The 13,595-nt window shown below is 64.9% G+C and carries 16 protein-coding genes; 8 read left to right on the top strand and 8 right to left on the bottom strand.

Features of this window, described 5'->3' with window-relative positions; all coding sequences use genetic code 11:
* Positions 1–50: 50 nt before the first annotated feature.
* Entirely contained in the window at positions 51–848 is a 798-nt protein-coding gene (locus tag JQ635_RS01535) for an aldolase (protein WP_211408113.1), read from the top strand.
* 118 nt (positions 849–966) lie between these two features.
* On the opposite strand, the gene JQ635_RS01530 is transcribed toward JQ635_RS01535, so the two are convergent.
* The gene (locus tag JQ635_RS01530; protein WP_211408112.1) at positions 967–2,196 is read right to left on the bottom strand and encodes a lytic murein transglycosylase; all 1,230 of its coding nucleotides are present in this window, start codon (positions 2,194–2,196) and stop codon (positions 967–969) included.
* A gap of 141 nt (positions 2,197–2,337) precedes the next feature.
* Here JQ635_RS01530 and JQ635_RS01525 point away from each other — a divergent pair, with 141 nt between their 5' ends.
* Complete coding sequence (locus JQ635_RS01525) at positions 2,338–2,589, top strand: hypothetical protein (protein WP_211408111.1); 252 nt, start codon at positions 2,338–2,340, stop codon at positions 2,587–2,589.
* A gap of 82 nt (positions 2,590–2,671) precedes the next feature.
* The gene (locus JQ635_RS01520; protein ID WP_211408110.1) at positions 2,672–2,854 is read left to right on the top strand and encodes a hypothetical protein; all 183 of its coding nucleotides are present in this window, start codon (positions 2,672–2,674) and stop codon (positions 2,852–2,854) included.
* Positions 2,855–2,860: 6 nt separating this feature from the next.
* Here JQ635_RS01520 and JQ635_RS01515 read toward each other — a convergent pair whose 3' ends face one another.
* Positions 2,861–3,391 carry a MarR family winged helix-turn-helix transcriptional regulator gene (locus JQ635_RS01515; protein ID WP_211408109.1) on the bottom strand — a complete coding sequence of 177 codons (531 nt, stop codon included), beginning with the start codon at positions 3,389–3,391 and terminating at the stop codon, positions 2,861–2,863.
* Between the two features lie 54 nt (positions 3,392–3,445).
* On the opposite strand from JQ635_RS01515, the gene JQ635_RS01510 reads away from it, so the two are divergent.
* Positions 3,446–3,925, top strand: a complete 480-nt coding sequence (locus JQ635_RS01510; RefSeq protein ID WP_211408108.1) for a carboxymuconolactone decarboxylase family protein — start codon at positions 3,446–3,448, stop codon at positions 3,923–3,925.
* A 20-nt stretch (positions 3,926–3,945) separates the two neighbouring features.
* The gene (locus JQ635_RS01505; protein ID WP_211408107.1) at positions 3,946–4,449 is read left to right on the top strand and encodes a cupin domain-containing protein; all 504 of its coding nucleotides are present in this window, start codon (positions 3,946–3,948) and stop codon (positions 4,447–4,449) included.
* A 94-nt stretch (positions 4,450–4,543) separates the two neighbouring features.
* Here JQ635_RS01505 and JQ635_RS01500 read toward each other — a convergent pair whose 3' ends face one another.
* The 3 genes from JQ635_RS01500 to efp all read right to left on the bottom strand — a co-directional run bounded on the left by JQ635_RS01500 (position 4,544) and on the right by efp (position 7,806).
* On the bottom strand, positions 4,544–5,452 hold the full coding sequence (locus JQ635_RS01500; protein ID WP_211408106.1) for an amino acid ABC transporter substrate-binding protein: 909 nt from the start codon (positions 5,450–5,452) through the stop codon (positions 4,544–4,546).
* 147 nt (positions 5,453–5,599) lie between these two features.
* A complete protein-coding gene (locus JQ635_RS01495; RefSeq protein ID WP_211408105.1) occupies positions 5,600–7,222 on the bottom strand; it encodes a M23 family peptidase in 1,623 nt (540 codons plus the stop codon).
* Positions 7,223–7,239: 17 nt separating this feature from the next.
* Positions 7,240–7,806, bottom strand: coding sequence for an elongation factor P (efp, locus tag JQ635_RS01490; RefSeq protein WP_027557928.1), 567 nt, complete (start codon positions 7,804–7,806; stop codon positions 7,240–7,242).
* Between the two features lie 162 nt (positions 7,807–7,968).
* On the opposite strand from efp, the gene epmA reads away from it, so the two are divergent.
* From epmA to JQ635_RS01475, 3 genes are read left to right on the top strand one after another with little or no spacing between them, the layout of a single operon-like run.
* Positions 7,969–9,033, top strand: a complete 1,065-nt coding sequence (gene epmA / locus JQ635_RS01485; RefSeq protein WP_211408104.1) for an EF-P lysine aminoacylase EpmA — start codon at positions 7,969–7,971, stop codon at positions 9,031–9,033.
* Complete coding sequence (locus tag JQ635_RS01480) at positions 9,030–10,124, top strand: lysine-2,3-aminomutase-like protein (protein ID WP_211408103.1); 1,095 nt, start codon at positions 9,030–9,032, stop codon at positions 10,122–10,124. Before epmA ends, JQ635_RS01480 begins: the two co-directional genes overlap by 4 nt.
* A gap of 43 nt (positions 10,125–10,167) precedes the next feature.
* Entirely contained in the window at positions 10,168–10,422 is a 255-nt protein-coding gene (locus JQ635_RS01475) for a hypothetical protein (protein WP_211406314.1), read from the top strand.
* A 109-nt stretch (positions 10,423–10,531) separates the two neighbouring features.
* Here the strand turns inward: JQ635_RS01475 and JQ635_RS01470 are convergent, their stop codons facing one another.
* From JQ635_RS01470 to JQ635_RS01460, 3 genes are all read right to left on the bottom strand, one after another.
* Positions 10,532–11,617 carry a 3-deoxy-7-phosphoheptulonate synthase gene (locus JQ635_RS01470; RefSeq protein ID WP_211408102.1) on the bottom strand — a complete coding sequence of 362 codons (1,086 nt, stop codon included), beginning with the start codon at positions 11,615–11,617 and terminating at the stop codon, positions 10,532–10,534.
* A gap of 230 nt (positions 11,618–11,847) precedes the next feature.
* Positions 11,848–12,426, bottom strand: coding sequence for an HdeD family acid-resistance protein (locus JQ635_RS01465; protein ID WP_211408101.1), 579 nt, complete (start codon positions 12,424–12,426; stop codon positions 11,848–11,850).
* Positions 12,427–12,495: 69 nt separating this feature from the next.
* Positions 12,496–13,536 (bottom strand): PrsW family glutamic-type intramembrane protease, encoded by a 1,041-nt coding sequence (locus tag JQ635_RS01460; protein ID WP_211408100.1) that lies wholly within the window; start codon positions 13,534–13,536, stop codon positions 12,496–12,498.
* Positions 13,537–13,595 lie beyond the last annotated feature (59 nt).

Below are 13,595 nucleotides of genomic sequence, written 5' to 3'. Positions count from 1 at the left end.
GGCCCTGTAGAACGCTGGGAGCTTCCCGACCGACAAAGGTGTCCTTCGCCATGGCGCACAGCCTGCATTCGTCTTCTTCCTCGCCCGCGCCATTCCGCTCGAACCGGCCGGACCTTGCCACCGACGCGATCCGCACCGCGCGCGAGGACCTCGCCGCTTGCTTCCGCATGGCCGCGCGCAACGGCTTTGAAGAAGGCATCTGCAATCATTTCTCGGCCGTCGTGCCGGGCCATGACGACCTCTTCCTGGTCAATCCTTACGGCTATGCCTTCCGCGAGCTGACGGCGTCAAAGCTCTTGATCTGCGACTTCCACGGCAATGTGCTCGACGGCGAGGGCGTGCCCGAAGCGACCGCGTTCTACATCCATGCCGAGATGCACAGGCTCCTGCCGCGCGCCAAGGTCGCCTTCCACACCCACATGCCCTATGCGACGGCGCTGTCGATGACTGAGGGCGATCCCCTGATTTGGGCCGGCCAGACCGCGCTGAAATTCTACGGCCGCACCGCGGTCGACCGCGACTATAACGGCCTCGCGCTCGACAACCGCGAGGGCGCGCGCATTGCCTCCGCCGTCGGCGATGCCGACATCGTCTTCATGAAGCATCACGGCGTGATGGTGCTGGCGCCGACCATCGCTGAAGCCTGGGACGATCTCTATTACCTCGAACGCGCGGCGGAAGTGCAGGTGCTCGCGATGTCGACGGGACGCAAAGTGCTGCCGGTCGATCCCGCTGTGGCCGCCGAAACATACAAGCAGATGCGCGAAGGCGATTCCGAATCCGCAAGGCTGCATCTCGCTGCGATCCGGCGCCAGCTCGATGCCGAGGAGCCGCAATACAGGCATTGAGGTAGGCTGTCATTCCGGGGCGCGCCACTTGGCGCGAGCCCGGAATCCATCGGGCAGCAAGCGATGCGGAGGAATGGATTCCGGGTTCTCGCTACGCGAGCCCCGGAATGACGGGTACCTACGACCCCTGCCGCAGCTTGGCCAGCACCTTCAGCCCGCCATAGCCATCGGCCGGCGTGATTCCGGCGCGCTGCTGGAAATCCTTGATCGCCTTCATGGTGTCGTTGCCGACGCGGCCGTCGGTGCCGCCGGTGTCGAAACCGGCCTTGGTCAGGCGCGTCTGCATCTCCTGCACCTCCGCGAGCGTCAGCGCGCGCTCGGAGCCGGGGAAAGGCTGGATGAAGGGCGGCGCGCCGAGACAGCGGTCGCCGAGATGGCAGATCGCCAGCGCATAGTTCATCGAGGGGTTGTAGCTCTTTACCGAGTAGAAGTTCGGCCCCAGCAGGAAGGTCGGTCCGCCCGCAACCGGCGTCCACATCTGCGCCGAGGCATTCGGCTGCGGAAACGGCTGGCCATCGGCGCGGGTGACGCCCGCTGACGCCCAGGCTGCATAGGTCCGGCTGCCGCTCATCTCGCTGGACGCGCGCACCTCGTAGCCCCAATGCTCGCCGCGATGCCACTTGCCGCGGTTGACGAGATATTTTGCGGTCGAGCCCAGCGCATCGTCGGGCTTGCCGAACGGCGAGACCTTGCCGTCGCCGTCATAGTCGATGCCGACATTGAGCCAGACCTCCGGCATCCATTGCGAATGCCCCATCGCCCCGGCCCAGGAGCCCTTCATCTCCTCGGGCGTGCTCCAGCCCTTGTCGACGATGCGGAGCGCATTGATCAGCTCGGTCTCCCAATAGGCCTTGCGGCGCGGCTCGTTCCAGGCGAGCGCGGCAAGCGAGGGAAATACCGGCGTCATGTGGTTCTGCTGCACCAGCGGGTCGCCATAGGCGGACTCGACGCCCCACAGCGCCAGCAGCGTGCCGCGCTCGACACCGAAATCGCGCTCGATGCGTGCGAGCAGCGCCTCGTTGTTCTTCAGCGCGATTTTGCCGTTGATGATGCGCCAGTCCGAGACGCGCCGGTTGATGTATTGCCAGACCTGCTCGTGGAATTCGGGCTGGTTGCGCATCTGCTTGAACACGCTCATGTCGGGCTCGACCCGCGCCATCGCGCGCTGCCAGGTCGCAGCCGAAATGCCCTTCGCCATCGCCCGTGCGCGGAATGACTCGCGCCATTCGTCGAAGCCGGCAGGCGCGGCGAGCACGCGCGTCGGCAGCGCCAGCAAAGTGGCTGCACCGAGCGTCGACCGGAGCAGGGCGCGGCGGGTGTGACGGGGCGAGGAATCAGCTTGTTTCATGAACCCATTCTAGCGGGAAACAGGGTGTCTGTGGGACGGTTCCTGGAACACGAAGACCAGGGCCGGCGTTCACCGGAACAAACTGTCGCACTGCTGCATTCCCTCGGAACATGGTCTGTTCATCGAAATATTCGAGGTGGGATGAAGATACGCGCGCATGCGGAAAGCCACGTCGTCGAACTCGACGACGGATCGCAATGGCAGATTTTCCCCGGTGACCTCGCGACCACGCTGAGCTGGAAGCCCGAGACTGACTTGCGCCTGGAGCCGAGCGGCGACCGGGTGAGTTCGCATGTGCTGGTGAACGGCACGGACCAAACCCGCGTGCGGGTGATCGCCGTCGGCGAGAGCTGGCCTGACGGCGAGGTTAAGAAAGTGTTGAAGGGCGAATAGCGCCGCTCGTTCGCCGGCGACCCCTCAATTTTCTGTCAGCCGTTTTACGGTCGGTTCGTTGTTGCGGCCGCAAGATGCACGCATGCGGGAGTTGTTCGACATCATCCGTGCCAATCCCTGGCCCTTCGGCGCCGGCTTGTTCGTCGTGATCCTGATGATCATCGCCGAGAACTTTGGCCGCGGCATTCAAGGCGATGGCGCCGCCGGCGACCTCCCGGATTTCGATGACGGCGGGGGATGCGGCGACGGAGGCGGCGGCGAATAGGCCCGCCTAGTCTTCCTGCAAATCCGCCGCGATTCCGGCGAGCCAGCGCCGGACCATGGTTTCGGCCTTGGCATCCAGAGTCCGGGCGAGACGCTTCTCCAGCGCGATCACGCGTTCCCTGCAGGCCTTCAGCAGCGTCGCCCCGCGCGGCGTCAGCGTCCATTGCTGGATGCGGCCGTGGACTGGATGAGGCGTCATCACAATCGCGCCGTCGCGCTCGAGATTGCGGATGATGACGCCGACGGTCTGCGGCGTCAGGAAGGTGAGGCGGGCGACGTCGGCGCCTGACAGGCCCGGATAGGCGTTCAGCATCGTCAGCACCGCGAATTGCGGCGACGTCACGCCGAGATCGGCGAGCGTGCGTTCCATCGTCAGACGAACCGCGGCATGGGCCTGGCGCAAGAGATAGCCGAGATAGCCTTCTTCGCCGCGCTTGCCTTCGCCGGGGGCGGGCACGCGTACCGCGCCGTCGTCGGCAGGCGCCGGCGTCTTCCGCGAGGTTTTCGATCTTGTGATGCCGGACGCCTTGCGTAACATATAAGAGCTCTTATAAAGTATCAGTGCTCTTACAATAACACGAGGTGCATGGCAATGTCACACGCGCGCAGCGAATACGAGGATTTCAAGCGGATCGCGCCGGACGCGTATGATCTGGTGCTGGCGCTGGGCCAGCTGGCGGCCAAGGCGGGCCTCGACAAGCAGCTGCTCGAGCTGGTCAAGCTGCGGGCGTCGCAGATCAATGGCTGCGCCTTCTGCGTTCAGCACCACGTTCTGTTGTCGGAGCGCATCGGGGTGCCCGTTGACAAGCTCCATCTGGTCGCGGTCTGGCGCGAGGCGCCGATCTTTTCGGCACGCGAGCGGGCGGCTCTTGCCTGGGCCGAGGCACTGACATGTCTGCCCGATGGCGTCGGCGAGGAGGTCTACGCGGACGCGTCCCGCGAATTCTCCGAGACGGAGCTGACCTACCTGACCTCGGCGGTCGCATCGATCAATGTCTGGAACCGTTTTGGCGCGGCGTTTCGCTGGACGCCGGCGAAGCGGCCGGCCGCGGCGGCCGCCGCTGCGTCCTGATGGAGACAAGGGAGATCACGATGACAGCCATGAGCTTTTCTGCCGTGCAACGTCCGATGCCGTCACGTTCGGCGGTGCTTGCCGCCGTCGCAGGGCTCGCCTGCGCGTTTGCGATCGGCAAGGCGCTGCCGCTGACGATCGACACTGTCTCCGGCGCGCTGGCGCCGCTCTGCGCCACCGCGGCCGAGAGTTCGCCGCTCGACAAGGTCGAGCCGATCGGCTCTTACGCATTGCCGAACGTGCCGGGTAAGCGCGTCGCCATCGTGCGTGTCTTCTACGGTCCCGGTGGATTTTCGCGGCCGCATCGCCACGCGGGCTCGGTGACCGCCTACGTGACCAAGGGCGAGATCCGCTCCCAGCTCGGCGGCGGCCCAGTCGAGACGTTTGGTGTCGGCCAGTCGTTCTTCGAGCCGCCGGGCTCGACGCATCTCGTATCGGCGAACGCGAGCGCGACGGAGCCGGCGGAATTGATCGCGGTGTTCGTCGCGGACGAGGGCGCGCAGCTCACGACGTATCTGGATTGACCGTAGCCCGGGTGAGCGAAGCGACACCCGGGGCAGTCGTGGTGAAGCTCCCGGATGTCGCTTCGCTCATCTGGGCTACGCGTCGAGCGTGCCGTCAGCCCCCGTATGAGGCCGGATCCGGGTTGTCCGACGGGTGCTCGAACGACTTCTTCATCGAGACCGGCATCGGCACGTGGAAGTTCAGGCCGCGCGGCGGCACCGGCTCCATGAACCATTTGTTGTAGATCTTCTCGATCTCCGGGCTCTTGTAGAGTTTTGCGGTGGCCCGATCGACCACGGTCTTGAACGGCACGTCATCCTTGCGCAGCATGATGCCGTAGGGTTCGGGATCGGAGAAGGCGCCGGTGCTGATGGCGTAGAGCGACGGATCCTTCGCCGAGGCAATCATGGACGCAAGCTGGATGTCGTCCATGACGAATGCCACCGCGCGGTCGGTCTCGACCATCAGGAACGCCTCCGGGACATCCTTGGCGTTCATCACGGTGATGCCGAGCGAGCGGGCCGCATTGGCCTTGTTGAGCTGGGTGATGTTGGTGGTGCCGGAGACCGAGACGACGGCCTTGCCCTTGAGGTCATCGACCTGATCGAGCTTCGAAGCCTTCTTCGACACGAAGCGGCTTGCCGTGAGAAAATGGGTGTTGGTGAACCAGACCTGCTTCTGGCGCTCGGCGTTGTTGGTGGTCGAGCCGCATTCGAGATCGATGGTGCCGTTGGCCATCAATGGAATGCGGTTGGACGAGGTGACGAGGTTCTCGTTGACCGCGAGCTTGTCCAGCTTCAGCTCGGCCTTGATCTCCTCGACGATCTTCATGCAGATGTCGATGGCGTAGCCGACGGTCTTCTGCTTCTCGTCGATATAGCTGAAGGGCACGGAACTGTCGCGCACGCCGAGTGTGATCGCGCCGGTGTCCTTGATCTTCTTCAGCGTGCCGGTCAATTCCTCCGCCTGAGCCGGCACGGCGAATGCGACGGCCAGAACGACCGCCGTGGTGAGACAACGCATGTGCTTCCCTTCTTCCAGTTTGCCTAACGAGAGCCAAGCAATTCTGGGGCCAGAGGAGGCGCGATGCTTCGGGAAGGTCCTGGACGCCGATCCGGCCAGTCTGAGCATGCATGAGGCGGGAAGCTGCGCGGCGAGGCGCGAACTGCCTCAATTCTCCTCGCTGCTCGATCCCTCGCGCAGGTCTGGCTTGATGACGTCGTCCGGCAGCGCATGTGCCACCGGCTGGGCTGTGACTGCGATCTCCGGGCCGATCTCGCGGCCGCGGGCGCGGATCAGGCGCTCATAGGCCGAAATCAGCGTGACGTAGGGGCTGACCCAGATCCAGCCGTCGCGGGTGAACACCTGGACGTCGAAATGCAGGTGCATCGACGTGCCGGCGGGATGGTCGAGATAGTTCGAGACCACGCCGATCTTCTCGCCTTCGGCGACGATGCGACCGTTGAGCAAGCCATCGGCATTCATCGTCTGCGGATTCATGTGCATGTAGCGGAAGCGGATGTGCTCGTTCCGGCTGTTGACCTGAAGCGTAGCAGCCTGGTCCTTGGAGGCGCGGATCACGACCGCGTCGCGCACCGCGACGACCGCGCGCTGCTTGCGATCGCAGGGTTCGCGGCCTTCGCCGGCCGGCGGACACTCGGCCGCACGGATGTCCTCGCCCTGGTGGCCGTAACCACCGGCGCATTGCCATACTTCGAAGCTGCGGGACTCGCAAAAATTGTCGCGCCATGGATAGGCCGTCGGGCCATCGTTCCTGTCGCGCTTGGCATAGGACTGCGAGCGCACGAAAGCGGGCGCCTTCTCCAGCGGAAAGCGGATCTGCGCATAGGCGATCACGTCGGGATGGCCGCTCTTGTTGCGGTAGCCGGTGTTCGGGATGATGTCGCCGCTCGGACGATAGCTGAAATCGGGTGAGCGCGCCGCGGGACGATCGAGCACGTTGGAGGCAATGTCCGTCAGCGGCCGCATGCGCTGGCCGCCGGCGACGCGCAGGGCCTTCAGGAAGCGCTCGGCAACCGGATAGGCCTCCTTGCAGGCGAGCCGCCGCGGTTTTGCGACGCTGTCGAGGCACTGCACCGACACCACATAGGCGACGCCGAAGCGCGTGAAGGCGTAGCGCACATAGCCTTCGCGGATGAACCGGCGCAGGTCTGGATAAAGGGTCGCGAGCGGCTTGACCGGCTCGCCCTTGCCGCCGGTGGGATCGGCGATGTCGTAGAGCAGCGCAGAGCCGGTGATCTGCACCTCGACCGGTCGTGCGAAGACGCGCGAGGGCATGCCGTCACCGGCGCCGGGCTCGAGCGAAAAGGTCGCGCTGTAACCGGCGGGACCAGCGTCGAACATGTCGATCGGATTGAAATCGGCCTGATAACGCGACAGCGACAGGCTCGATGGCGCGCCACTGCGCCGGGCCTCGAGATAGGCGCCAACATCGAACGGCAGCAGTACGGGCACGGCGCTGCGGGCAATGCCGGTGAAGAATTGCGAGGAGACCCCGTTGAGCTGCACCAGGGCCGGCGTTGCGCGCGGATCGTAGCGCGGCACCGAGCGGCGGGGCACGAAGATGAAATCGCCGGCGATCTGCGGATGGCTGTTGATCTCGGCGCGGAACTGGTCCAGCGCTGCGCGCCAATCGACGCGCAGGGCCGTGAGTGAGGGGCTGCGGAACTCTTCCGCGGCCAGCGGAGCGAAAACGAGGAGCGACAGCGACGCCAAAATGAGCGAGACGAAGCGGAAACTCTTCCCAACCACTGTCTCGCCCCCCGGCGGCACCTGTGCTGATCCCTCGCTTAGTCCTTGGCGCGCTCGGAGTAGGAGCCGTCTTCGGTCATCACCACGATGCGGGTGCCGACCGAGATGTGCGGCGGCACGGTGGTGCGCACGCCGTTGGACAGCACCGCGGGCTTGTAGGACGACGAGGCGGTCTGGCCCTTGGTCACGGGCTCGGTCTCGACCACTTCCAGCGTCACGCGCTGCGGCAGCGCGAGCGAGACCACGTTGACATCGTGGGTTGACAGCTTGACGGTCATGTCCGGTTGAAGATACGCGGCGGCATCACCGACCACGTCCTTGGAGACCTGGACCTGGTCGTAGGTCTCGGGGTTCATGAAGTGGAAGCCGTCGCCATCTTCATACAGGAAGGTGTAGTTGCGCTCTTCGATCGTGGCCTTTTCGACCTGGTCGGTGGTCTTGTAGCGCTCGGAGATCTTTACCCCGTCCGAGATTCGGCGCATTTCGATCTGGCTGACCGGGGTGCCCTTGCCGGGATGGATGTTCTCGGCGCTCACGACGACATAAAGCTTGCCGTCTTGCTCGATCACGTTGCCCTTGCGAATAGAACTGGCGATGACTCTCAAAGCTGTATTTCCTGCTTGCTTGGCCCGGCTGCGGCCAGGACGTGGTCAAATCGATGGGGGACTTGGGGCCTCAAATCGGACCTCGGCGCCCGTTTCGGGCCGCAACATACTGATTTTGCCGCTGGATGCCAGCTTTTTGCTGGACTGCGGAGCGGTCGGTTAATGGCTGGGGACAAGCCGATCTCGCCGTTCTGGTCGCCCGGCAGGCACCTCGACCGGCGGCCGTTCCTCCAGGCCAGGGGCGCCGTGACTGGAGCTTTACGGGGCTTTTTCGCCGAACAGGGGTTTATCGAGGTCGAAACCTCCATCCTCCAGGTCTCCCCGGGCAATGAGACCCATCTGCACGCCCCCCGGACCGAGATCATGCGGCCGGACGGCAGCCGGGCCAGCCGCTACTTGCGGACCTCGCCCGAATTCGCCTGCAAGAAGCTGCTGGCGGCCGGGGAGACCCGAATCTTCGAGTTCGCCCGGGTGTTCCGCGATCGCGAGCGCGGCGACCTGCACCTGCCCGAATTCACCATGCTGGAATGGTACCGGGCCAGCGCCCCCTATGACGCCATCATGGCCGACACCGTCGCCGTCATCGTCCGCGCGGCGCAGGCGACCGGAATCGGGACGTTCTCCTTCCGCGGCCGCACCGCCGACCCCTTCGCCGAGCCGGAGCTTCTCACGGTCGCGGCTGCCTTCGAGCGGTTCGCAGGCATCGATCTGCTGTCGACAATCTCGGGCGGCGAGGGTAACCGTGCCGCGCTCGCCCGAATGGCCGCCGGCAAGGTTCGCGTCGCCGAGGACGACACCTGGTCGGACATCTTCAGCAAGGTCCTGGTCGAGCATGTCGAGCCGCATCTGGGGCAGGGACGTTTGACCATCCTGTTCGAATACCCATCTCCAGAGGCGGCGCTGGCGCGGGTGAAGGCAGACGACCCCCGGGTCGCCGAGCGGTTCGAGGTCTATGCCTGCGGCGTCGAGCTCGCCAACGGTTTTGGCGAACTGACCGACGCCGAGGAGCAGCGCCGCCGCTTCACGGAATCGATGGCCGAGAAGCAGCACCGCTATGGCGAGGCCTATCCGCTGGATGAGGATTTTCTGGCAGCTGTCGCCGCAATGCCGGAAGCCAGCGGCGTCGCGCTCGGCTTCGACCGGCTGGTGATGCTGGCGAGCGGCGCAACACGGATTGATCAGGTGGTGTGGACGCCGCCTGCAGAAAAAACGTTAAGCGAGACATGACGAAGACCAATCTTGCACGCACCCTGCGCGAGCCCGCCGAGCTCGTGGCCGAGCAGCTTGCTCCCGCCACGGCGCTGCCCGCGCTCGAGCGCGTCGCCGCGCGCTATGCGGTCGCGATCACGCCGGCGCTGGTCGAACTGATCGACATCTCCGATCCCGACGATCCCATCGCGCGGCAATTCGTTCCGACGGCCGCGGAACTGGAGATGCAGCCGGGCGAGAACGCCGATCCGATCGGCGATCATCCGCATTCGCCGGTTCCCGGCATCGTCCATCGCTATCCCGATCGCGTGCTGTTCAAGCTGGTTCACGTCTGCGCGGTTTATTGCCGGTTCTGCTTCCGCCGCGAGATGGTTGGGCCCGGCAAGGAGAACGCGCTCTCCGATAGCGCCTATCGGGCTGCGATCAACTACATTCGCTCGCATGACGAAATCTGGGAGGTGATCCTGACCGGCGGCGATCCGCTGATGCTGTCGCCGCGTCGCATGAGCGAGATCATGGCCGATCTCGCTGCGATCGATCACGTCAAGATCATCCGCCTTCACACCCGCGTGCCCGTGGCCGACCCGGCGCGGATCAGCGACGAGATGGTCGCGGCGCTGAAGGTTCCGGGCGCGACGACCTGGGTTGCGCTGCATGCCAATCATGCGCGCGAACTCACGGAAGGTGCCCGTGCCGCCTGCGCGCGGCTCGTTGATGCCGGCATTCCCATGGTCAGCCAGTCCGTGCTTTTGCGCGGCGTCAACGACAATTTGGCCGCTTTGTCGGATTTGATGCGAGCTTTCGTCGAATGCCGGATCAAGCCCTATTATCTGCATCACGGCGATCTCGCGCCGGGCACGGCGCATCTGCGAACGACGCTGGCTGAAGGACAGGAGTTGATTCGGCAGCTGCGCGGACGGGTGTCAGGACTGTGTCAGCCTGACTATGTCATCGATATTCCCGGCGGCGCCGGCAAGTCGCCGGTCGGGCCGAATTACGTGTTGGCGGCACAAAATACCGCACCCGACGCACGTGATGCGGAAGCCGAAACACGTTATCGTATCGTCGATTATTGCGGCGAGGTTCATCTCTATCCGCCCGAGACCTGAGCGGTGATGGTGGGAGCGCCCGTTGAGAACGGAGGATAAGGACATGAAGAAGATCATGCTGGCAGCATCGCTCGTGGTCTTGCTTGGCGGCGCGGCGGTTGCACAGACCGGCGGCTCCAAGGGATCGACATCAAGCGGCGCGTCCTCCGGATCGGTGCTGCCGGCCCCTGTTGGTCATCGCCAGCCGCGCGCCAGCGATGTGCCGAGCGAGAAGAACCTGAGCGATCCGAACAATCCCGTGAACAAGGAAGACGCTCTGCTCGACAAGAAGATCAAGAGCATCTGCCGCGGCTGCTGATCGCAGCATGATCCGGAAAAGTGTGAAGCGGTTTTCCGGAAAGATCATGCTCAAAAGATAATAGCGGGCAGGGCGCGAACAGCATCGCCCCGCCCGCATTGGCCTCTCCTCAGGCCGATCGCTCGTGCAGTCCCGCGCGCTGCGCGTTACGCCGGATTTCGACCGCGTCGGCGAGCTGTTCCAGCACGGTTGCCGTGGTCGCCCAGTCGATGCAGCCATCGGTGATGCTCTGGCCGTAGACGAGCGGCTTGCCCGGCACGACGTCCTGGCGGCCGGCGACAAGATTGCTCTCGATCATCACGCCCATGATGCGGTTCTCGCCGCCGGAGATCTGGCCGGCGATGTCGGCCATCACCAGCGGCTGGTTCTCGGGCTTCTTGCTCGAATTGGCGTGGCTCGCGTCCACCATCACCAGCGGCGCGACACTGGACTTCGCGAGCTCGTTGCAGGCCGCCGCGACGCTTGCCGCATCGTAATTGGGCTTGCTGCCGCCGCGCAGGATGATGTGGCAGTCTTCGTTGCCGGCGGTCGAGGCGATCGCCGAGCGGCCGAGTTTTGTGACCGCCATGAAATGATGCGGATGCGAGGCCGACTTCACCGCGTCCGCCGCGATCCGCACATTGCCGTCGGTGCCGTTCTTGAAGCCGACCGGGCAGGACAGGCCCGACGCCAACTCGCGATGGATCTGGCTTTCGGTCGTGCGCGCGCCGATCGCGGCCCAGGACACGAGGTCGGCGATGTATTGCGGCGTCGTCATATCCAGGAATTCGGTGCCGGCCGGAAGGCCGAGATTGTTCACCGCCGACAGCACATTGCGCGCCAGCCGCAGGCCCTTGTTGATGTCGAAGCTGCCGTCGAGATCGGGGTCGTTGATCAGGCCCTTCCAGCCGACGGTGGTGCGCGGCTTCTCGAAATAGACCCGCATCACGATCTCGAGCTGGTCGGCGAGGTCCTCGCGCAACTTGGCCAGCTGGTCGGCATACTCGAGCGCGGCCTTGGGATCGTGCACCGAGCAGGGCCCGACCACGACCAGCAGGCGGTCGTCCTGGCCGGTGAGGATGGCATGGATGGCGTTGCGCGCGGCCATGACCACACGGGTCGCCGTGAGCGTGCGCGGGACTTCCCGCATCACCTCTTCCGGCGTGCTCAGCTCTTTCAGTTCGCGGATACGAAGATCGTCAGTCGTGCTCAGCACGGCGGGCTCCTGTTTGTTTGAACCTGCCGGCCAATAAAAAAGCCGCCAGGTCTGGCGGCTGTTCGGACGTTTGCTTCAATATTCAGATTGAGCGCGATCCTCCTGCCGCCAGCAAGCTGTCGTAGCTAAAGTACCAAAAATAGCTGGTGGCGACGGTGATCATGGAGGCCATATAGCGTGCCATCGGCGCCTTGTCACCCCCCAATCGGGCGGTCGGGCAACGAGAGCCCTCAGGTGTTGCTGTTGCGGGCCGCCAGCGCCATGCCGATCAGGGTGGCGCCGCCGAACAGCAGATTGATACCGACGAGGACGCCGATCGCCCATTCCGCCGAGCTCGGCAGCCCCGTGATCACCATGAACGAGATCGCGATGTCGACCAGGCCCGAGATCAGGAGCCACGACCACCGGCCGCTGAGCTCGCGGCGGTGCTCCAGTGCGTACATGATGGTGGCGACGCCCTCGGCGAGGAAATAGGCGCCGAGCACGATGGTCAGCGTCAGCACGGCCTGCATCGGCCGGGCCAGCAGCAGCATGCCGGCGAGCACGGCGAGCGCAGCCGAGATCAGCGACCACCAGAAGCCCGGCATGGTGCGCGCCCAGTAGGTGACGATCAGCCCGCCGATGCCGCTGATCAAAAACACCCAGCCGAGAAAGATCGCGGTCGCAAGGCTTGCGAGCGGCGGCACGATCAGCGCGGCAATGCCGAGCACGGCGAGCAGGATGCCTTCGAACAGGAAGGCCTTCCAATGCGCTTTCACCGCCTGGCTCATCGCGGATTGCAGTCGTGAAAAATCGTCGGGCGATGTCATGATGACCCCTAACGTGGCAGCCGGTGCGTCCAATCTACTATGCGCGCCGAGCGCTCGCCATCCCGTGCATCAACCGCCGCCGTGCGCCGACGAAAAACCTTCGCCACTGGTACGAACGCGGTTGCGTCCGAGAATGTAGATCGCGATCGTGACGATCAGAAGTGCAAGACCGAGCAGGATCGAGACGAAGCCGATCGGGATCAGCGCCAGCGTCAGGTTGCGCTCGGGGTTGATCAGCCAGTGATGGATCGAGGTCAGCACGAAGGCGAGGCCGAGGAAGCCGACGCCGCCACCGGCGAGCAGCAGCGCCCACATCCGGCGCAACTGGCTGAGCCGCTCCCGCGCGACGTCGGTGCGCGGCGCGTGATGGCGCGCGACGCGCCGGACCAGGCGGATGGCGAAGGCGATCGAGCTGAAGCCGATCAGGAGGCTCGCGCCGCCCAGCCACATCCGCAGTGTCGGATCGAGATCCGGCATGCGCTGCAAGGTCAGCAGCGGGAAGTCGAAGGCCGAATGCAGCGCGAGCGGGCCGGCGAAGATCAAGAGGCGGCTGGACAGGCGGGCCCAGTCGCGATGGTGGCGGTTGGCACCCAGTGCCGTGCCGGCGCGCGCGATGGTCAGGTAAGCGCCGGCGATGATGCCGAGCGCGCCGTGGAACGGCACCGTCAGCACGCTGCGCAAGGCGGCCAGCGAGCGCCACATCTCGGCATGCTGGACCAGATAGGCGAGGTTTTCGTAGGCGGCGAAGCCGAGGCCAACCGCGGCGCCATAGACGACGGTGTCCATCGGGTTGGCAAAGGTCCGCCGCTTGGTCGAGGAGACCAGCACGATGGCGATCACCTTCACGGCTTCTTCCGGCAGCGCGACTCCGAAGATCGAATGCATGGCCAGCGCCGCCCAGGGGTTGTCGGGGGCCGCAACCATCTTGGCGAAGGGGGCGCGGACGAGGCCCAGCAGCGAAATACTGGCCGCACCTAACAGAAACGCGGTCCAGACCTGGGCCGGCGGTCCCGGACGTTCCTCGGCGGCAATGACGAGCCACAGCATCAGCAGCGCCGGGGCGATGGCGGCAGTTCCGATGACGGTGGGTAACGCTTCAATCAGGTACATCGGCGCCGAAAATAGGTTCCCTTGGTCCGCTTAGCTACTTCTACCGATGCGACCATGTG

Source organism: Bradyrhizobium iriomotense (assembly GCF_018130765.1).
Lineage (GTDB): Bacteria > Pseudomonadota > Alphaproteobacteria > Rhizobiales > Xanthobacteraceae > Bradyrhizobium > Bradyrhizobium iriomotense_A.
This window is presented reverse-complemented; position numbering and strand designations above follow the sequence as displayed.

Coding starts and splice junctions, on each gene's coding strand:
- JQ635_RS01535 (WP_211408113.1), top strand. CDS start 51: ATGGCGCACAGCCTGCATTCGTCTTCTTCCTCGCCCGCGCCATTCCGC.
- JQ635_RS01530 (WP_211408112.1), bottom strand. CDS start 2,196: ATGAAACAAGCTGATTCCTCGCCCCGTCACACCCGCCGCGCCCTGCTC.
- JQ635_RS01525 (WP_211408111.1), top strand. CDS start 2,338: ATGAAGATACGCGCGCATGCGGAAAGCCACGTCGTCGAACTCGACGAC.
- JQ635_RS01520 (WP_211408110.1), top strand. CDS start 2,672: ATGCGGGAGTTGTTCGACATCATCCGTGCCAATCCCTGGCCCTTCGGC.
- JQ635_RS01515 (WP_211408109.1), bottom strand. CDS start 3,391: ATGTTACGCAAGGCGTCCGGCATCACAAGATCGAAAACCTCGCGGAAG.
- JQ635_RS01510 (WP_211408108.1), top strand. CDS start 3,446: ATGTCACACGCGCGCAGCGAATACGAGGATTTCAAGCGGATCGCGCCG.
- JQ635_RS01505 (WP_211408107.1), top strand. CDS start 3,946: ATGACAGCCATGAGCTTTTCTGCCGTGCAACGTCCGATGCCGTCACGT.
- JQ635_RS01500 (WP_211408106.1), bottom strand. CDS start 5,452: ATGCGTTGTCTCACCACGGCGGTCGTTCTGGCCGTCGCATTCGCCGTG.
- epmA (WP_211408104.1), top strand. CDS start 7,969: ATGGCTGGGGACAAGCCGATCTCGCCGTTCTGGTCGCCCGGCAGGCAC.
- JQ635_RS01480 (WP_211408103.1), top strand. CDS start 9,030: ATGACGAAGACCAATCTTGCACGCACCCTGCGCGAGCCCGCCGAGCTC.
- JQ635_RS01475 (WP_211406314.1), top strand. CDS start 10,168: ATGAAGAAGATCATGCTGGCAGCATCGCTCGTGGTCTTGCTTGGCGGC.
- JQ635_RS01465 (WP_211408101.1), bottom strand. CDS start 12,426: ATGACATCGCCCGACGATTTTTCACGACTGCAATCCGCGATGAGCCAG.
- JQ635_RS01460 (WP_211408100.1), bottom strand. CDS start 13,536: ATGTACCTGATTGAAGCGTTACCCACCGTCATCGGAACTGCCGCCATC.